The 19,045-nt window shown below is 71.8% G+C and carries 13 protein-coding genes and 1 pseudogene; 7 read left to right on the top strand and 7 right to left on the bottom strand.

Annotation, left to right across the window (positions count from 1 at the left end; genetic code table 11):
* From ACFV9M_RS22070 to glgB, 4 genes and pseudogenes are all read left to right on the top strand, one after another.
* Positions 1–984 (top strand): annotated as a pseudogene (locus ACFV9M_RS22070) (alpha-1,4-glucan--maltose-1-phosphate maltosyltransferase); the annotation flags it as partial.
* Positions 981–2,681 carry a maltose alpha-D-glucosyltransferase gene (gene treS / locus ACFV9M_RS22065; RefSeq protein ID WP_385078969.1) on the top strand — a complete coding sequence of 567 codons (1,701 nt, stop codon included), beginning with the start codon at positions 981–983 and terminating at the stop codon, positions 2,679–2,681. The pseudogene ACFV9M_RS22070 and the gene treS, both read left to right, overlap by 4 nt.
* Positions 2,682–2,767: 86 nt before the next feature.
* The gene (locus ACFV9M_RS22060; protein ID WP_385078966.1) at positions 2,768–4,138 is read left to right on the top strand and encodes a phosphotransferase; all 1,371 of its coding nucleotides are present in this window, start codon (positions 2,768–2,770) and stop codon (positions 4,136–4,138) included.
* Between the two features lie 13 nt (positions 4,139–4,151).
* Entirely contained in the window at positions 4,152–6,995 is a 2,844-nt protein-coding gene (gene glgB / locus ACFV9M_RS22055) for a 1,4-alpha-glucan branching enzyme (RefSeq protein WP_385078964.1), read from the top strand.
* Between the two features lie 10 nt (positions 6,996–7,005).
* Here glgB and ACFV9M_RS22050 read toward each other — a convergent pair whose 3' ends face one another.
* The 6 genes from ACFV9M_RS22050 to ACFV9M_RS22025 form a co-directional block, all read right to left on the bottom strand.
* A complete protein-coding gene (locus tag ACFV9M_RS22050) occupies positions 7,006–9,228 on the bottom strand; it encodes a hypothetical protein (RefSeq protein WP_385078961.1) in 2,223 nt (740 codons plus the stop codon).
* Positions 9,229–9,344: 116 nt separating this feature from the next.
* Positions 9,345–9,629 (bottom strand): hypothetical protein, encoded by a 285-nt coding sequence (locus ACFV9M_RS22045; protein ID WP_385078959.1) that lies wholly within the window; start codon positions 9,627–9,629, stop codon positions 9,345–9,347.
* Between the two features lie 301 nt (positions 9,630–9,930).
* On the bottom strand, positions 9,931–12,174 hold the full coding sequence (locus tag ACFV9M_RS22040; RefSeq protein WP_385078956.1) for a HelD family protein: 2,244 nt from the start codon (positions 12,172–12,174) through the stop codon (positions 9,931–9,933).
* Positions 12,175–12,368: 194 nt separating this feature from the next.
* Positions 12,369–12,701, bottom strand: a complete 333-nt coding sequence (locus tag ACFV9M_RS22035; protein ID WP_385078953.1) for a thioredoxin family protein — start codon at positions 12,699–12,701, stop codon at positions 12,369–12,371.
* Complete coding sequence (locus ACFV9M_RS22030) at positions 12,698–13,126, bottom strand: MerR family transcriptional regulator (protein WP_385078950.1); 429 nt, start codon at positions 13,124–13,126, stop codon at positions 12,698–12,700. Before ACFV9M_RS22030 ends, ACFV9M_RS22035 begins: the two co-directional genes overlap by 4 nt.
* Before the next feature lie 235 nt (positions 13,127–13,361).
* Entirely contained in the window at positions 13,362–14,780 is a 1,419-nt protein-coding gene (locus tag ACFV9M_RS22025) for a cation:dicarboxylate symporter family transporter (protein ID WP_385061562.1), read from the bottom strand.
* Positions 14,781–14,933: 153 nt separating this feature from the next.
* Here ACFV9M_RS22025 and ACFV9M_RS22020 point away from each other — a divergent pair, with 153 nt between their 5' ends.
* Together ACFV9M_RS22020 and ACFV9M_RS22015 are read left to right on the top strand one after the other, a co-directional pair.
* Positions 14,934–16,586, top strand: coding sequence for an ATP-binding protein (locus tag ACFV9M_RS22020; protein ID WP_385061564.1), 1,653 nt, complete (start codon positions 14,934–14,936; stop codon positions 16,584–16,586).
* 113 nt (positions 16,587–16,699) lie between these two features.
* Positions 16,700–17,377 carry a DUF977 family protein gene (locus ACFV9M_RS22015; protein WP_385061928.1) on the top strand — a complete coding sequence of 226 codons (678 nt, stop codon included), beginning with the start codon at positions 16,700–16,702 and terminating at the stop codon, positions 17,375–17,377.
* Between the two features lie 174 nt (positions 17,378–17,551).
* Here ACFV9M_RS22015 and ACFV9M_RS22010 read toward each other — a convergent pair whose 3' ends face one another.
* Positions 17,552–18,133 carry a hypothetical protein gene (locus ACFV9M_RS22010; protein ID WP_385061565.1) on the bottom strand — a complete coding sequence of 194 codons (582 nt, stop codon included), beginning with the start codon at positions 18,131–18,133 and terminating at the stop codon, positions 17,552–17,554.
* A 45-nt stretch (positions 18,134–18,178) separates the two neighbouring features.
* Between ACFV9M_RS22010 and ACFV9M_RS22005 the strand changes: the two genes are divergently transcribed.
* A complete protein-coding gene (locus tag ACFV9M_RS22005) occupies positions 18,179–19,039 on the top strand; it encodes a nucleosidase (protein WP_385061567.1) in 861 nt (286 codons plus the stop codon).
* Positions 19,040–19,045: the final 6 nt, after the last annotated feature.

Genomic DNA, 19,045 nt, shown 5'->3' with positions numbered 1-19,045 from the left:
CCCGTCGCCTTCGACGCCGACATGGACGGCCTCGTCGAGGAGACCCTGCGCGTCCTGCGCCACTGGATGTCCCACGGCGTGCGGATCTTCCGCGTCGACAACCCGCACACCAAACCCGTCGTGTTCTGGGAACGGGTCATCGCCGGGACCAACCGCACCGACCCCGACGTGATCTTCCTCGCCGAGGCCTTCACCCGCCCGGCGATGATGCGCACCCTCGCCGAGATCGGCTTCCAGCAGTCCTACACCTACTTCACCTGGCGCAACACCAAGGACGAACTGACGCAGTACCTCACCGAACTGTCGGGGGAGGCCGCCTCCTCCATGCGGCCCAACCTCTTCGTCAACACCCCCGACATCCTGCACGCCTACCTCCAGCACGGCGGCCGCCCCGCCTTCGAGGCCCGCGCCGTGCTCGCCGCCACCCTCTCCCCCACCTGGGGCGTCTACAGCGGCTACGAACTCTGCGAGAACACCCCCCTGCGCGAGGGCGGTGAGGAGTACCTCGACTCGGAGAAATACCAGCTCAAACCCCGCGACTGGGCGGCCGCCGAACGCGAGGGCCGCACCATCGCCCCGCTCATCACCCGCCTCAACCACATCCGGCGGACGAACCCGGCCCTGCGCCAACTGCGCGACCTTCACTTCCACCACGCCGACAAGGAAGCGGTGATCGCCTACTCGAAGCGGAGCGGTTCGAACACGGTTCTGGTGGCCGTCAACCTCGACCCCCACCACACCCAGGAGGCGACGGTCTCGTTGGACATGCCACAACTCGGCCTGGAATGGCACGAGTCGGCGCCGGTGCGCGATCTGCTCACCGGCGAGACCTACTACTGGGGCAGGGCCAACTACGTGCGTCTCGGACCGGGCGGCGCCCATGTGCTGACCGTCGGCCCGGAGTCCGGGGACAGTCCCCCGGGCGAGCATGGCACCGTCCTGCGACCGTCCAACCCGCAGATCGGAGGGTCACCCACACGATGATCGTCAACGAGCCCGTTCCGGACACCTTCGAGGACACCCCCGCGAAGGACCGCGACCCCGAGTGGTTCAAACGCGCGGTCTTCTACGAAGTCCTCGTCCGCTCCTTCCAGGACAGCAACGGCGACGGCGTCGGCGACCTCAAGGGCCTCACCGCCAAACTCGACTACCTGCAATGGCTCGGCGTCGACTGCCTCTGGCTCCCCCCGTTCTTCAAATCCCCCCTGAGGGACGGCGGATACGACGTCTCGGACTACACCGCCGTCCTCCCCGAATTCGGCGACCTCGCCGACTTCGTGGAATTCGTCGACGCCGCCCACCAGCGCGGCATGCGCGTCATCATCGACTTCGTCATGAACCACACCAGCGACCAGCACCCGTGGTTCCAGGAGTCCCGCAAAGACCCCGACGGGCCCTACGGCGACTACTACATGTGGGCCGACGACGACAAGCAGTACGCCGACGCCCGCATCATCTTCGTCGACACCGAGGTCTCCAACTGGACCTACGACCCGGTCCGCAAGCAGTACTTCTTCCACCGCTTCTTCTCCCACCAGCCGGACCTCAACTACGAGAACCCGGCCGTCCAGGAGGAGATGATCTCCGCGCTGAGGTTCTGGCTGGACCTGGGCATCGACGGCTTCCGCCTCGACGCCGTGCCCTACCTGTACGCCGAGGAGGGCACCAACTGCGAGAACCTCCCGGCGACCCACGAGTTCCTCAAACGGGTGCGGAAGGAGATCGACGCCCACTACCCGGACACCGTGATCCTCGCGGAGGCCAACCAGTGGCCCGAGGACGTCGTCGACTACTTCGGCGACTACGCCTCCGGCGGCGACGAATGCCACATGGCCTTCCACTTCCCGGTCATGCCCCGCATCTTCATGGCCGTCCGCCGCGAATCCCGCTACCCCGTCTCCGAAATCCTCGCCAAGACACCCGCCATCCCCACCCACTGCCAATGGGGAATCTTCCTCCGCAACCACGACGAGCTCACCCTCGAAATGGTCACCGACGAAGAACGCGACTACATGTACGCCGAATACGCGAAAGACCCGCGTATGCGCGCCAACATCGGCATCCGGCGGCGCCTGGCCCCCCTCCTGGACAACGACCGCAACCAGATCGAACTCTTCACCGCCCTCCTCCTCTCCCTCCCCGGCTCGCCGATCCTCTACTACGGCGACGAGATCGGCATGGGCGACAACATCTGGCTCGGCGACCGCGACGCCGTCCGCACCCCCATGCAGTGGACCCCCGACCGCAACGCCGGCTTCTCCTCGTGCGACCCCGGACGGCTCTTCCTGCCCACCATCATGGACCCCGTCCACGGCTACCAGGTCACCAACGTCGAGGCGTCCATGGCATCGCCCTCCTCGCTGCTGCACTGGACCCGCCGCATGATCGAGATCCGCAAGCAGAACCCCGCCTTCGGACTCGGCTCCTACACCGAGCTCTCCTCCTCCAACCCCGCCGTCCTCGCCTTCCTCCGCGAGTACGAGGACGACCTCGTCCTGTGCGTGCACAACTTCTCGCGCTTCGCCCAGCCCACCGAGCTGGACCTGCGCCCGTTCAAGGGCCGTTTCCCGGTCGAGCTGTTCGGCGGGGTCCGCTTCCCCGCCATCGGCGAACTGCCCTACCTGCTCACCCTCGCAGGACACGGCTTCTACTGGTTCCGGCTCCGCAGGGACGCCGCCTAGAACCCTGCGGCGGGGCGGTTTCCCCTGCCCCGCCCGGGGCACGCAGAAGTAGCACCCCGACCCTCCGGGGAAAGGAATGTGACGCAATGGCGGACACTGTCACACTCTCCGGCACGACAGCCCCTGGTCTCCTCGCGTCACTGACGCCCCTGCTGCGGGAGTGGCTGCCGCGGCAGCGCTGGTTCGCCGGCAAGGGGAGTCCGGTCACCGGGTTCACACCGGTGGCGGCCACCGAGCTGCTGCCCGCGGGAGGACGGCTGGGCCTGTACCACCTGCTGATCCGCGCGCATCAGACGACCGGGTACGGCGACACCTACCAGCTCCTGATAGGGGCGCGCGAGGCGCTGCCGCCCCGGCTGGCGCCCGCGCTGATCGGTCATGTGCAGGACGGACCGCTCGCCGGGCGGACCGTGTACGACGCCCTCTACGACACCCGGCCCGCCGAGGTGCTGCTGGAGGCACTGCGCACCGGGGCCCGGGTCGGCGCCCTGCGCTGCGAGCGCGATCCGGCCCAGGAGATCCGCACCGGCCTGGTGCCCCGGCGGTTGACGTCCGAGCAGTCCAACTCGTCGGTCGTCTATGGAGATACGTTTATTCTGAAGCTGCTGCGCCGGGTCGTCCCCGGCGTCAACCCCGACCTGGAGTTGCCGCTGGCCCTGGCCCGCGAGGGCTGCCCCCGGGTGCCGGCGCCGACGGCGTGGATGCACGCCGAGCTCGGCGGCGAGCCGTACGTCCTCGGGGTGCTCCAGCCGTACGTGCAGGGCGCGGCGGACGGCTGGGAGCTGGCGCTGCGGGAGCTGGCCAAGGGGGAGGACTTCGCCGCCGAGGCGCGGGCGCTGGGCCGCGCCACCGCCGAGGTGCACACCGCGCTCGCCCGCGCGCTGCCCACGGCCACCCTGGGGTACGCCCAGTTGGGGCCGCTGGTGGACGGCATGACCGAGCGGCTCGACGCGGCCGCGCGGGCGGTGCCCGCGCTGCATCCGTACGCACCCGCCCTGCGCACCGCCTTCACCGCGCTGGCCGACCTCGCGGCCGAGGGCCACACCTGGACCGCCCAGCGCGTCCACGGCGACCTGCACCTCGGGCAGTGTCTGCGCGCGCCCTCCGGACAGTGGGCGCTGATCGACTTCGAGGGCGAGCCGGCCCGTCCGCTGGCGGAGCGCCGGATGCCGCAGCCGACGGTGCGGGACGTGGCGGGCATGCTGCGGTCCTTCGACTACGCGGCCCACTCGGCCGACCCGCCGGCACCGGGCTGGGCCGAGGCCTGCCGGGCCGCCTACTGCTCCGGGTACGCCGAGGTGGCCGACGCCGACCCGCGCACCGACCCCGTCCTGCTGCGGGCCTACGAGACGGACAAGGCCGTCTACGAGGTCGTCTACGAGGCCCGGCACCGTCCCGACTGGCTCTCCGTCCCGCTGTCCGCGATCCGCAGGCTCGCCGCATCCGACCCGTTCTGAGGAGGCTTCACCCGTGACTCCCAGTCCCCCGTCCGACGGTCCGGACCCGAAGAAGAAGGCCACCGCGAAGAAGGCGGCGGCGAAGGCGGTGACACAGAAGGCGGCGGCGAAGAAGGCGGCGACGGCGGGCAGGACGACGGCGGCGGGCAAGAAGGCCACCGCCGAGAAGGCCGCCGCGAAGAAGGGCACCGCCGGGGGGTCCGCCGCGAAGAAGGTCCCCGCGCAGAAGACCGCGGCCGGGCGGACCTCGGTCGAACAGCCCACGGTCCGGACGGCCGCCACCGAGAAGACCGTCGCCGAGAAGGCCGGCGCCAAGAAGGCCATCGCCAAGAAGGCGGCTGCCGGTCAGGACACCGCCGGAAAGCCCGCCGCGAAGAAGGTCCCCGCGCAGAAGTCGGCCGCGGCCGCACAGGCACCCGCGCGCAAGGCGGCCTCCGAGAAGGCTCCCGCGAGGAAAGCACCGGCGGGCAAGGCAGCCGCCCAGAGGGCTCCCGCGAGGAAGGCACCGGCGGGCAAGGCGGCGGCGGAGAAGGCACCGGCGGCGCACGTCCCGGCGGCGCACGCCGAGGTCCGGGAGCCCGCCGTCACGTCCCCGGACGTAGAGGCCGGGGTGGTGTCCCCGGACGTGCAGGCCGGGGTGGTGTCCCCGGGCGTGGAGGCCGGGGTGGTCCCCTCCCCCGCCCTGGACGCCGCCGACCGGGAGCGGCTGCTGCACGGCACGCACCACGATCCGCACTCCGTGCTGGGCGCGCATCCGACGCCCGGCGGGGTCGTCTTCCGGGCCTTCCGGCCCTACGCGCTGTCCGTCGCGGTCGTCGGGGGCGGCGTGCGCGCCGACCTCCACGACGACGGCGACGGCTTCTTCTCCGGTCTGCTGCCCCTGCGCGAGGTGCCGGAGCACCGCCTCGTCGTGACGTACGAGGGCACGGTCCAGGAGACCGAGGACGCGTACGGCTTCCTGCCCACGCTGGGCGAGCTGGACCTGCACCTGATCGGCGAGGGCCGGCACGAGCGGCTGTGGACGGTGCTCGGCGCGCACCCCATGACCCACCAGGGCGTGACCGGCACCCGTTTCTCGGTGTGGGCGCCGAACGCGCGCGGGGTGCGGGTGGCCGGCACCTTCAACTACTGGGACGGCACCGGCTTCCCGATGCGTTCGCTCGGCTCGTCCGGGGTCTGGGAGCTGTTCGTGCCGGGCATCGGGGAGGGCGAGCTGTACAAGTTCGACATCGCCCGGCCGGACGGTTCGCACACGCTGCGCGCCGATCCCCTGGCCCGCCGTACGGAGACGCCGCCGGCCACCTCGTCGATCGTGCACGCCTCCCACTACGCGTGGGGCGACGAGGAGTGGCTGGCGCGCCGCGCCGACCGGCCGGCCCACGAGGCCCCCTTCTCCGTGTACGAGGTCCACCTCCCGTCCTGGCGTCCGGGGCTGACGTACCGCCAGCTGGCGGAGCAGCTCCCGGCCTACGTCAAGGACCTGGGCTTCACGCACGTCGAGCTGATGCCGGTCGCCGAGCATCCGTTCGGCGGCTCCTGGGGCTACCAGGTCACCGGTTTCTACGCACCGACGGCCCGGCTCGGCACCCCCGACGACTTCAAGTACCTGGTGGACCGACTGCACCGGGCCGGGATCGGCGTCCTGATGGACTGGGTTCCGGCGCACTTCCCGCGCGACGACTGGGCGCTCGCCGAGTTCGACGGGCGGCCCCTGTACGAGCACGCGGACCCGCTGCGGGCCGCGCACCCCGACTGGGGCACCCTGGAGTTCGACTTCGGGCGGCGCGAGGTGCGCAACTTCCTGGTGGCGAACGCCGTGTACTGGTGCGAGGAGTTCCACATCGACGGGCTGCGCGTCGACGCCGTCGCCTCCATGCTCTACCTCGACTACTCGCGCGAGCCCGGCCAGTGGACGCCCAACGAGCACGGCGGCCGGGAGAACCTGGACGCGGTGGCGTTCCTCCAGGAGATGAACGCCACCGTGTACCGCAGGACCCCGGGCGTCGTGACGATCGCCGAGGAGTCGACCGCGTGGGACGGTGTCACCCGGGCCACGCACCACCGGGGCCCGAGCGGCTTCGGCGGGCTCGGCTTCGGCCTGAAGTGGAACATGGGCTGGATGCACGACTCGTTGCAGTACATCGGCCACGAGCCTGTCCACCGCAGGTACCACCACCACGAGATGACCTTCTCGATGGTGTACGCCTACAGCGAGAACTACGTCCTGCCGATCTCCCACGACGAGGTCGTCCACGGCAAGCGCTCGCTGGTGTCGAAGATGCCGGGCGACTGGTGGCAGCAGCGCGCCGACCTGCGCGCCTACCTGGCCTTCATGTGGGCCCACCCGGGCAAGCAGCTGCTGTTCATGGGGCAGGAGTTCGCCCAGGGCGCGGAGTGGTCCGAGGCCCACGGCCCCGACTGGTGGCTCCTCGACCCCGCCTACGGCGCCGAGGCCGACCACCGGGGCGTCCGCGACCTGGTCCGCGACCTGAACGCCGTCTACCGGTCGACGCCCGCGCTGTGGGAGCGGGACACCGACCCCGACGGCTTCCGGTGGGTGGCGGGCGACGCCGCCGACGACAACGTCCTCGCGTTCCTGAGGTACGACGCCGACGGCACGCCCCTGCTGGCCGTCTCGCACTTCGCCCCCGTCGTCCGCCCCGACTACCGCCTCGGCGTCCCCGGCGACGTCCCCGCCTGGCTGGAGGTCCTCACCACCGACTCCGAGCGGTACGGCGGCAGCGGCGTCGCGCATCCCGACCCGATCAAGCCCGAGCCGCAGGGTGCGCACGGGCGCCCGGCGAGCATCCGGCTGACCCTGCCCCCGCTGGCGACGGTGTGGCTGCGGCCTGCCTAGAGGCCCTGGCCTAAGGCTCGGTCAGCGCTTCGACGAGCTCGGGGAGCTCACGCAGCGTACGCAGGGCGCGGGGGATGTCGAGGGCGATCGCCTCGGCCTGTCCCCGGCTGAACGCGAACCGTACGTTCCCCTGGCGCGCCTTGTCGGCCATCAGGTCCAGGGTCTCCCTGGCCCGGCGCGACTCGTCGAGCAGTCTGCCGACCCGGACCTTCAGTTCCTCCGCCAGCTGATCGAGAGGAGAGACGTCCGACGGAGCGGGCGGCGACGCGGACGCGGGGGGAGTGGGAGTGGGGTCCTGTCCCGCGTCCGCGGCCGTCCGGGACGCGGGGAGGGACCCCGGTGCGCCGCCCAGTGGCGCCGCGGGATCCGTCCCCGCGGCGGTGTGGGAAGGCTCCGTCGCGGGCCGACCCGCGCTGCCCGCGACGGGTGCGCCCGGCGGCCCGGGCGGAGCCGGACGCGGGACCCTGGGCCTGGCCGGCCGCTTCCCCGTCTCCTTCGGGAACTCGCGGTTGAACCACGCGATCTTCATCGGCTCCACGAGCCGCTCCCCCGACTTGTTGACCTTCCTCGGCGTCCGGTCGCCCTGGTCCATGGCCAGGGCGAGTTCCCGGAGCACCGCGACCGCCTGCTCCCTGCTGTTGTTCCGCAGGGCGTTCAGCGTGTTGCGCACCGTACGCCGGACGCGTGTCGCCTCCGTACCGTCGTCCTCGTCGGCTTTCTGTCCGGTCAGCGAGCCCCGGTCGGCCTCGATGATGCCGAAGGCGGCGAGCCAATGGGCGGCGCGGAAGCTGACGAGTTCCTCGAAGGCTTCCTCGTCGGACTCGGCGATGGCCAGGAGGTCCCGCAGCGGGCGGCCGGAGAGCTGGATACCGGCGCGCACGTCCCCCACCTGGAACATCTCACCGATGCGCGGGTTCCAGGCCTTGGGGTAGCTCTCGGACGTCAGGGCCGACCAGGCGCGGGCTCGGCGGTTCACCTCGGGGGCCGTCAGCTGTGAGGGCGGCGACTCGCTGAGCGCCCGCCGGATCAGGAACTGCTTCTCGCGGTCGGTCGGGAAGAGTTCCTCCAGCAGCATCATGGAGCGCAGGTCCCTGAGTTCGCTCACCGAAGCGTCGCCCGGGACGCCCGGCAGATCGGTGACCGGCGCTGACCCGGACAGTACCTCCGCGGTCCTCTCGTCCAGGCGGCCCGCCGCCAGGTACGTGCCGAGAACGCTGCGGGCGAGGGCGCGGCTTCGGTCGTTCTGCTCGAACTCCAGTGGCGGGTGGACGTGATCGCGCCGGTTGCTCATCTGCACGATGCGGTACAGGCGGCGTGGTGTGGTGCTGCCCAGCACGAGGTGTGCCTCGACAACGGCGACGTTGCGGGCCAGGACCGCTCGAAGGCCGCTGTCCGGCTCCCAGCGTTCCACGGTCGCGTACTCGTCGTTGAGGGTCTCCGACAGCAGGGTCAGCCACTCGGCGGGGTCGAAGACGAGCGTCTCGCCCTCCCCTCCCAGCCGTTTGAGAGGCATGCCGGTGAGCACCTCCGCGGAGGTCACGCCGAAGATCTCCTGGCGTTCCTTCGTGCGGTTGTTCCCTCGAACGGCCATCCAGCCCCAATGATCGGAGGGGTGCAGGGGCTGACCGTCCTCACCCACCAGCGGGGGCTCTTCGAGGTGGAACTGCTGGGCGACATAGAGGCCGGGTTCCTGCTGGCCGTTGAGAACGAGGTCCTGTTTCAGGTCGTACGGCCGATGTCCGACGTGACTGCCCAGGGCCTCGACCGCCAACTGCACGTTGGCGATCAGTTCGTCCCGGCTCGCCACCTGGCTGCGCAGCGCGGCACGGACCTCTTCCCGGCCCTCGGCGTTCATCGTCGTCCACGGGTACACCCGGGCCAGGGCGCGCTGTTCCCCTCTCACGACCGATGGATCGGCGGGGGAGTGCCAGGCCGAGCTGATGCGTTCGTTGTTCTCCCAGACGACCCCTCCCGCGCCGTGCATACTGACGGCCAGAACGGTCATGTCACCGGCATCGGTGCTGACGCGCCGCAGGGCGCTCTCTGCCAGACGACGGCGCCCGGCGCCGTCCGCCGCCCCGATCAGGCTGCACGGCTGTACGAGGAACGGTGCGATGTTGGCGAGCGCGTCCCGGGGAACGTTCACTCCCGGTGTCGCGCTCGCCGCATCGATCCACTCCTCCCGCTCCTCCTCGGAAGCGGGCAACGGAAAAGGACGCTCGCTGTCAGCCATGGAATCCCCCTGCTCTCCGTCACTGCTTTCGCAGCAGAGAGTGACAGAAGGGCGACAGGGGCTGGTCGATTGGCCTTATGAAACCCGCTTTCGATCACAATCGATCGTTACATGCCCTAGCTCCGCGCGAAATTGACAGTGACGCCGAGGGCGATGCTGAAGAGAGAGATCAGGGTGTTCCAACGAGCCCTCCGTTCCTGCCGCTTGTGCATCTCCTCGACGCTGCCCTTCAACTCGGCCACCTCTCGACTCAGCATCTCGATAAGCGGTCTCAAGGCGTCGGAGTCGGACGAATCACCGTTCCCGGGTGCGGACATGAAAGATCCTTCGATGTGCTCCACGACGCCGGGCTGCTGCCCGACGGCAGCAGATTGGCAGGTAGCCCACGCGGCGTCGAGCACCCGCCCTGAATCGATCAGCTCTGCACGAGTCCCCTTCGAATCAGCGACACATGAACGCGTTCGCATTGCCGAAAATGAAATCAATGGCCAACGCTTCGAATCGCGAACCACACCGCTGCGCAACCTGACCGCTGCCTCCCCTTCCCCCGCCCTCCCCCCTCCCCCGCCGTGGAAGAGGGACGGGTTGCCCTGGAGGCGAAGGCCTGATATGCGGCCAACTGAACCTCGGAGAAGGCAAGTTCGCGAACCGCGAGCACTCCTGCGGCAGTCGGCGCGGACTGCCGCGGCACGTCGGCCCCCGTTACGGGAGTGGCTCCGCCAGCGCCCGCGCCAGCGCCTCGGGCAGTTCCCCGGTGTGGACCACGCCGAGCCGCTGGGTGGCCCGGGTCAGGGCGACGTACAGGTCGCTCGTTCCGTACCCGCCGGGCTCGACCACGAGCACCGAGTCGAACTCCAGGCCCTTGGACTGCCGGGGGTCGAGGAGGACGACCTTGCGCGTCAGGTCCGGTTCGGCGCCCGCGGTGACCCCGTCCAGCCGGGCGGCCAGACGGCGGTGCAGCTCGCGCGGGGCGATCACCGCGAGCCGGCCCTCCGCGGGGGTCAGCTCGCCGACCGCCTCGGCGACCGCGCCGGGCAGGTCGTCGGTGGCACGCGCCCAGGGCCGGACGCCGGTGGACCGCACCGAGCCCGGCGGGGCGAAGCCGGGCCGCTCGGCGCGCACGACGGCCGCGGCGACCTCCATGATCTCCGCCGGGGTGCGGTAGTTGACGCCCAGGCGGGTGTGCTCCCAGCGGTCCCCGACGTACGGCCGGAGGATCTCCGACCAGGAGCCGACGCCGGCCGCCTCCGCGGTCTGGGCCGGGTCGCCGACCAGGGTCATCGAGCGGGTCGGGCTGCGCCGCATCAGCAGCCGCCACGCCATCGGCGACAGCTCCTGCGCCTCGTCGACGATGATGTGCCCGAACGCCCAGGTCCGGTCGGCCGCCGCCCGCTCGGCGGCGCTGCGGTGATCGTCCTCCTCGTGCCGTTCGGCGAACCGCTCGGCGTCGATGATGTCGTGCGCGGAGAGGACCTCTCCGGCCTCCGGATCGTCCTCCTCCTTGTCCTCGAACTCGTAGGTGCGGGAGGCGTAGGAGACGTCGAGCACGCCCTGCGCGTAGGCGATCTGCCTCTCCCGCTCACGCCACGCGTGGGCCCGCGCCGCCCGGTCGTCCTCGCCGAGGAGCTCGGCGGCCTCGTCGAGCAGCGGGACGTCCGCGACCGTCCACGCCCGGGTCACCGGACGGCGTACGGCGGCCACGTCCTCGTCGGGGACGTAGCCCTCGGGGTCGGCGAGGAGGTCGGCCACCACGCGCTGCGGGGTGAGCACCGGCCACAGCCGGTCGATCGCGGACCACACCTCGGGGTTCTCGGCGAGCTCGTCGCGGATCTGGGTGATGTCGCTCGCGTCGAGGAGGCTGGACCCGTCGTAGGGGTCGGTGCCGACGCGCTCCGCGTACAGCTCGGTGAGCGTGTTCAGGATGTGGCCCTCGAAGTGCTCGCGGGCCGCGTTGTGCGGCAGCTTCGCGGCCCGGGTGCGCTCCCGGGCGACGCTGACGAGCCCGTCGTCGAGCATCAGGACCTCGCGGTCGTGCTCGATCGCGAGGACCGGGTCGGGCAGCGCCTGCCGGTCGCGTACGAGGGCGGCGAGGGCGTCGGCCATGTCGGCGCGGCCCTTCACGGCGGCCGCCTCGGGCGTGTCGCCGGCCGTCGCCCGGACGCCCGGGTACAGCTCGCCGACCGTGGCGAGGAGCACGCCGGTCTCGCCCAGCGAGGGCAGCACCTCGCCGATGTAGCCGAGGAAGGCGGGGTTGGGGCCGACGATCAGGACGGCCCGTTTGGCGAGCAGGTCGCGGTGCTCGTAGAGGAGGTAGGCGGCCCGGTGCAGGGCCACCGCGGTCTTCCCGGTGCCCGGCCCGCCCTCGACCACCAGCACCCCCCGGTGCGGGGCGCGGATGATCTCGTCCTGCTCGGCCTGGATGGTCTGCACGATGTCGGCCATGCGGCCGGTGCGCGCGGAGTTGAGCGCGGCGAGCAGGACGTCGTCGCCGGCCGGGTCCTCGTGGCCGGTGCGGGTGGCGTCGCCGAGGTCGAGGAACTCGTCGTGCAGGGCGGTGACCCGGCGGCCCTCGGTGGTGATGTGCCGGCGGCGGCGCAGGCCCATCGGGGTGTGGCCGGTGGCCAGGTAGAAGGGGCGCGCCACGTCGGCACGCCAGTCGACGAGGACGGGCGTGCGCTCGGCGTCGTTCAAACGCAGCCCGACCCGGCCGATGTGGTGGGCGGCGCCGGAGGCCAGGTCGATCCGGCCGAAGCACAGGGAGCCGTCGACGGCGTTCAGCGCGGCGAGCAGCCCCGAGCGTTCGGCGACCAGGATGTCCCGCTCCAGCCGGGCCTGCATGGGCTTGTCGCCCTGGGCGAGGGCGTCCGCTACGGAGGCCTCGGTGTCACCGCGCAGGGCGTCGACGCGGGCGTACAGGCCGTCGATGAATTCCTGTTCACCGCGCAATTCACTGTCTTCACTGCCCGGAAAACCGATGTTTGACAATTCCACTCCCGGCCGGATATACTGTGGTCACTGGACTTCCCCGCGAACCGCCCACAGCGAATTCGCGAACCATTGAATATACATAAAGAAATCCCCCGGGCGCAATTGCGCTCGGGGGATTTCTGCGTGCGGTGCGCGCGGTGCGCGCCGGGGGGTCAGAGGACGTCCGTCAGCTCCTCCAGCAGCCGCCGCTTCGGCCGCGCCCCCACCATCGCCTTCACCGGCTCACCGCCGCGGAACACCATGAAGGTCGGCATCGACAGCACCTTGTAGTGGTTGGTCGTCGCCGGGTTGTGGTCCACGTTCAGCTGCACCACCTTCAGGCGGTCGCTCGTCTCCGCGGCAAGCGCACCGAGCACCGGCGCCATCTGCCGGCAGGGCGGGCACCAGTCCGCGGTGAACTCCACCAGCACCGGCAGATCCGCCCCCAGCACCTCCGTCCCGAAATCCGCGTCCGTCACCTCGGGCACTCCGGCCGCCTTCGTCACCGTTCACGTCCTCCCAGTTCGCACACGGGTTCCGGACCCCCCGGAACCAGCGCCTCGGCGCCCAGCGTGTCCCGCGCCCGCTCGGCCCGCGCCAGCTGCCCGGCGACCTTCTCCCGGACCGCCCCCAGCTCGCCGATGAGCGCGTCCAGCTCGTCCAGCTTGCGCCGGTACACCGCGAGCGACGCCGGGCAGGAGTCGCCCTCCGGGTGCCCGGCGCGCAGGCACTCCACGAAGGGCCGGGTCTCCTCCAGGTCGAACCCGAAGTCCCGCAACGTCGTGATCTGCCGCAGCAGCCGCAGGTCGCGTTCGTCGTAGGCGCGGTGCCCCAGCTCGTCGCGGCGCGCGGGCAGCAGCCCCCGCGACTCGTAGTAGCGCAGGGTCCGCGTCGTGGTCCCGGCCCGTGCGGCCAGCTCGCCGATTCGCATACCGGTGAACGTACGGCTTGACGCCGACGTCAAGGCAAGACCGCGCCCCCGGAAAGGACGACGGAACAAGACGGCCGGGCGCCCCGCCCCCGGTCAGGGCGGGGCGGGCGCCCGGCGTGCCGGGCCGGGGGGGGCGGCCGTGGGGGGCGCCCTAGCGGCGGCGCCCGCGGCGCCCCGCCCCCGGGCGGGCCCCGGTTCAGGCGGGGCCGGGCGCCCGGAGTCCGGGGCCGGTGCGTCAGGCCTTGGCGAGCTCCTTCTCGCCGCCGCGCTCGCCGCCCGCCCGCGGCTCGAGCACGTCCGCCTCCGGGGCCGGGCCGCCGTGACCGTGACCGTCGTCGAGCAGGGTCCGCTCGTCGAAGGGGATCCGGCCGGCGAGCACCTGCTCCACGCGCGCCTTGTCGATCTCCTTGGTCCAGGTGCCGATCAGGACGGTGGCGACGGCGTTGCCCGCGAAGTTGGTGAGGGCGCGCGCCTCGCTCATGAAGCGGTCGATGCCGACGATGAGGCCGATGCCGTCCACCAGGGCCGGCTTGTGCGACTGGAGGCCGCCCGCCAGGGTCGCCAGACCCGCGCCGGTGACCCCGGCGGCGCCCTTGGACGCGACCAGCAGGAAGAGCAGCAGCGGGATCTGCTCGCCGACCGACATCGGCGTGCCCATCGCGTCGGCGATGAACAGCGAGGCCATGGTCATGTAGATCATGGTGCCGTCGAGGTTGAAGGAGTAGCCGGTCGGGACGGTGATGCCGACGACGGGCCTGCTGACCCCGAGGTGCTCCATCTTCGCGATGAGGCGCGGCAGCGCGGACTCGGAGGAGGAGGTGGACAGGATCAGCAGGAACTCACGGCCCAGGTACTTGCAGAGCGTGAGGATGTTCAGGCCCGCGCAGATCCGCAGCAGCGCGCCGAGCACGAGGAAGACGAAGAGGAAGCAGGTGACGTAGAAGCCGAGCATCAGCACGGCCAGGCTCTTGAGCGCGTCCACGCCGGCCGAACCGGTGACCGCGGCGATGGCGCCGAAGGCGCCGAGCGGGGCGGCCCACATCACCATGGCGAGGATGCGGAAGACGAGCCGCTGGATGTGCTCGACACCGCGCAGGACCGGCTCTCCGGCCGGGCCCATCGCCTGGAGGGCGAAGCCGGCGAGCAGCGCGACGAGCAGGGTCTGGAGCACCTCGCCGCCGGTGAAGGCGGAGACGATGGTGGTCGGGATGACGCCCAGCAGGAACTCGGTGGTGTCCTTGGCCTCGGCCGACACCTGCGCCTGGCCGGTCTCCTTCACCGCGTCGGTGACCGCGAGGCCGGTGCCCGGCTCCAGGACGTTGCCGACGACCAGGCCGATGGCCAGCGCCACCAGCGACATCACCAGGAAGTAGCCGAGGGCGATACCGCCGACGGCACCGACCTTGGCGGCCTTGCGGACCGAACCGATGCCGAGCACGATCGTGCAGAAGATGATCGGCGAGATCATCATCTTGATCAGGTTCACGAAGCCGGTGCCGATGGGCTTCAGCTCGACGGCGAAGTCGGGGGCGATCAGACCCACCGCGATGCCGAGGGCGACCGCGACGATCACCGCGATGTACAGGTAGTGGGTCCGGTCCCGCTTGGCGGCGGGTGCGGCAGGTGCCGTATCGGGGGTGCTGCTGGCGGCCACGGCTACCCTCCTTAGACGTCTTCGTCGGCATCACCGGCGTGCGGCTCACGTCCGGGCGAGATAAGGGAACCCGGTGACTATCTCCCGGTGTGTGAGGGCGGTCACCCTTCCGTTCATTTAGTTCACGCCCGAGGTCAGGGGCACACTGACGGGATGCGCCTGCCCGTCCCCCGACCCCGCAGCCTGGCCGGCCAGCTGTTCGCCATGCAGGCCGTGCTGATCGCGGTCGTCGTGGCGGGTTGCGCGCTGTTCACCTACGTCAGCGACCGCTCCCAGGCCGAGGAGGCGGCGAGCCGCCAGGCCACCGCCGTGGCCCGCTCGGTCGCCGACGCCCCCTCCGTGCGGGAGGCGATCGGCACCGCCGACCCCACGGCCGAGCTCCAGCCGTACGCGACGCGGATCATGCACGACACCGAGGTCGACTTCGTCACGATCATGAGCCCGGACGGCATCCGCTGGACCCACCCCGACACCGACGAGATAGGGCGGCGGTTCCGCGGCAACACCGCGCGGGCGCTGAAGGGCGAGACCTTCACCGAGACCTACACCGGCACCCTCGGCCCGTCCGTCCGCGCGGTCACCCCCGTGCGGGACGACGACGACCGGATCGTCGGCCTGGTCAGCGCGGGCATCAAGGTGGAGGCGATCAGCAGGCGGGTCTCGGACCAGGTCACGGCCCTGTTCGGCGTCGCGGCCGGCGCCCTCGTCCTCGGCGCGGTCGGCACCTACGTCATCAACGCCCGCCTGCGCCGCCACACCCACGGCATGAACGCGGCCGAGCTGAGCCGGATGCACGACTACCACCAGGCGGCGCTGCACGCGGTCCGCGAGGGCCTGCTCATGCTGGACGGCCAGTACCGGGTGGCGCTGATCAACGACGGCGGCCGCGAACTGCTGGGGCTCCGCGGGGAGGTCGTCGGCCGCTCCGTCGCCGACCTCGGTCTGCCCGCGCCGCTGACCGGCGCGCTGCTGGCCTCCGGACCGCGGGTGGACGAGGTGCACCTGACCGCCGACCGGGTGCTGGTCGTGAACACCTCCCCGGTGTCCGGCGGTGAACGGCGCGGCACGGTGGTCACCCTGCGCGACGTCACCGAGCTCCAGTCCCTGATGGGCGAGCTGGACTCGGAGCGCGGCTTCACCCAGGCACTGCGCTCCCAGGCCCACGAGGCGGCGAACCGGCTCCACACGGTCGTCTCGCTGATCGAACTGGGCCGCGCGGACGAGGCCGCCGACTTCGCGACCGCCGAACTGGAACTGGCCCAGGCCCTCACCGACCAGGTGGTCTCGGCGGTGAGCGAGCCGGTGCTGGCGGCCCTGCTCCTGGGCAAGACGGCCCAGGCCAACGAGCGGGGCGTGGAGCTGGTGGTCTCCCGGGAGAGCGGCCTGGACGACGGGCTGCTGCCGCGGTCGCTGCCCGCCCGCGACCTCGTCACCATCCTCGGCAACCTCATCGACAACGCCGTGGACGCGGCCCGGGGCCGCGCGCCGGCGCGGGTGACGGTGACCGCGTCGACGGAGGGCCGCGCCGGACCCGGCGGCAGCGGGGAACTGGTCCTCCGGGTGGCGGACACGGGGGCGGGAGTGGACCCCGCGCACGCCTCCCAGGTCTTCGAACGCGGCTTCTCGACCAAGCCGGCCGGCCCCGGCGGGCGCGGCCTGGGCCTCGCCCTGGTCCGCCAGGCCGTGCACCGCCACGAGGGCACGCTGTCGGTGGCGGAGGCCGACGGGGGCGGGGCGGAGTTCACCGTACGGCTGCCCCTGCGGACGGCGGCCGGCGCGGCACCGGTACCGGGAGGCCGGACGTGACGGGCGGGACCGGCGGGAGGGGCGTGACTGGCGGTACGAACGTGACTGGCGGAACCGGCGGAACCGGCGGAACTTGCGGGACAGGCGGAACCGGCGGGACGGGCGAGGAGCAAATCCGCGTCCTGGTCGTCGAGGACGACCCGGTGGCCGCCGACGCGCACGTCCTGTACGTCGGACGGGTGCCGGGATTCGTCGCGGTGGGCAAGGCCCACACCGGTGCGCAGGCCCGGCGCCTGCTGGACCGCACACCGGTCGACCTGCTGCTGCTCGACCTGCACCTGCCGGACGGCCACGGGCTGCAACTGGCCCGGTCCCTGCGGGCCGCCGGCTACCGCGCGGACGTGATCGCGGTGACGTCGGCGCGGGACCTGACGGTGGTCCGCGAGGGGGTGTCGCTGGGTGTCGTGCAGTACGTCCTGAAACCGTTCACCTTCGGCACGCTGAGGGACCGCCTGGTGCGGTACGCCGAGTTCCGGGCGGCCGCGGGCGAGGCGAGCGGCCAGGACGAGGTGGACCGCGCACTGGCCGCCCTGCGCGCCCCGGGACCGGCGGCGCTGCCGAAGGGGCTGAGCGGGCCGACGCTGGAGCGGGTGGTGGGCGCCGTGCGGGAGGCGGAGGAGGGGCTGACCGCGGCGGCGGCCGCCGAGGCCGTGGGCATCTCGCGGATCACCGCGCGCCGGTACCTGGAGCACCTGGTGGAGGCGGGGCAGGCGGTGCGGCAGCCGTTGTACGGGCAGGTGGGGAGGCCGGAGCTGGTGTATCGGTGGGTTCGGGGGAGCCGGGGGAGGTGAGGGCCCCGGCGAGGGCCCGGGCTCCCGCGGTCTCGCGTCCGGTGAACCCGGGGGCCCGGGCCGGCAGGGAGTCCAGGGCGGTGGGCGCGGCCGCCGGCCGGCCGTACTCGACCTTCCCGATCACCGGGCCGTTGAACTCCCCGCCCTGGAAGTCGACATGGTCGTCGTACCGGCTCATGCCCCGCCGCCGCCCCCGCTGCCGCCCCCGCTGCCGCTCCCGAACGGCACCGCGTACCGCACGACGTACACCCCCAGCCCCAGCACGCCCCCCGCCTCCACGACGGACAGCACCAGCAGTCCCGCCGAGACATCGCCTCCGGCCCAGTACACGACCAGCGCGCCCAGCGGCACGACGCAGAACGCGACCAGGTCCACCACGCACTGCACGAGCTTGCGCGAGAACCGGCGGGCGTCGTTGCGGTGGAAGCTCTCCCATCCGAAGGCCTCCGCCGCACCGGCGAGCCCGGCGAGTCCGGCGAGCCGGGGCCCCAGATCGCCCCGCACATAGCGCCCGATCGCGGAGATCTTCTCGTCGTTGACCAGGTACGTCCACCCCAGCACGACGCACACCGGCGGCAGGGCGAGCAGCATCTGCGCCTGCTTCGCCTGCGCCGCGGCGGCGATCACCGCCGCCACCACGGCCAGCGTCACGTACAGCAGGTTGTCCCGGAACCCGATCCGCGCCTTCTGCTCGTCCTTGACGCTCTGGTACTCGGCGAGCAGCAACTGCCCGACGGTGACGTCCTGTTCTGCCACGGCAAGCGCCCCTTCCCCCGATGGCTCTGGCAGTACCTTAAAGGGGTGCCGGAGACAAAACCCACTGTCGTGGTCCTCACCGCGCTCGCGCTCGAGTACGCGGCCGTACGCGCCCACATCACCGACCGCGAGGAGGACGTCCACCCCGAGGACGGAACCCGCGTGGAGATCGGCCGTCTGGACGGCACGCCCTGGCGGGTGGCGCTCGCCGAGCTGGGCGAGGGGGTGGACAACGCGGCCGCGATGACCACGCAGATCATCAACTGGCTGCGCCCGCAGGCCGTGCTGTTCGTCGGCATCGCGGGCAGTCTGAAGGACGACATCGCGGTCGGGGACGTCGTCGTGGGCACCAAGGTGTACGCCGTCCACGGCGGCAAGTGGACCCCGCGGGGTTTCCTGTCCAGGCCCGAGGCCTGGCGTGCCTCCAACGCCCTGGTCCAGGCGGCCCGGTCGGCCGTACGGGACATGACGGACGTCCGGCCCCACTTCAAGCCGATCGCCTCCGGGGACGTCGTCCTGGCCGACGCCGAGTCGCAGATCGCCCAGCACCTGCGCGAGCACTACAACGACGCCGCCGCGATCGAGATGGAGGGCTCCGGCGCGGCGCACGCGGCCCATCTGAGCGGCCAGGTGACGGCTCTGGTGATCCGGGGGGTCAGCGACCGCGCCGACGCGCGGAAGGCGGACGCGGACGCGGGCGGCTCCCAGGAGCTCGCCGCCGCGCAGGCGGCGAAGGTCGCGGTGGCGGTCCTGCGCAGACACCGTCCCCGGGCCGGCTCCTCCGACGCCCAGGAGGGCCCCCAACCCGGCTCGGGCGGCGGCACCGCATACGGCGGGGACCACATCGACTTCCGGGGCGGCACCTTCCACGGAACGGTCATCGGCAAGCAGACCGGAAGGCCGTAGGGAGAC

Origin of the sequence: Streptomyces sp. NPDC059895 (assembly GCF_042731035.1) — a bacterium.
Lineage (GTDB): Bacteria > Actinomycetota > Actinomycetes > Streptomycetales > Streptomycetaceae > Streptomyces.
Note: the sequence above shows the minus strand (reverse complement) of the source record. Positions and strands in the feature narration are given on the sequence as shown.

Excerpts from the sequence above, each read along its gene's own strand:
- treS (WP_385078969.1), top strand. The coding sequence starts at position 981 with ATGATCGTCAACGAGCCCGTTCCGGACACCTTCGAGGACACCCCCGCG.
- ACFV9M_RS22060 (WP_385078966.1), top strand. The coding sequence starts at position 2,768 with ATGGCGGACACTGTCACACTCTCCGGCACGACAGCCCCTGGTCTCCTC.
- ACFV9M_RS22050 (WP_385078961.1), bottom strand. The coding sequence starts at position 9,228 with ATGGCTGACAGCGAGCGTCCTTTTCCGTTGCCCGCTTCCGAGGAGGAG.
- ACFV9M_RS22030 (WP_385078950.1), bottom strand. The coding sequence starts at position 13,126 with ATGCGAATCGGCGAGCTGGCCGCACGGGCCGGGACCACGACGCGGACC.
- ACFV9M_RS22020 (WP_385061564.1), top strand. The coding sequence starts at position 14,934 with ATGCGCCTGCCCGTCCCCCGACCCCGCAGCCTGGCCGGCCAGCTGTTC.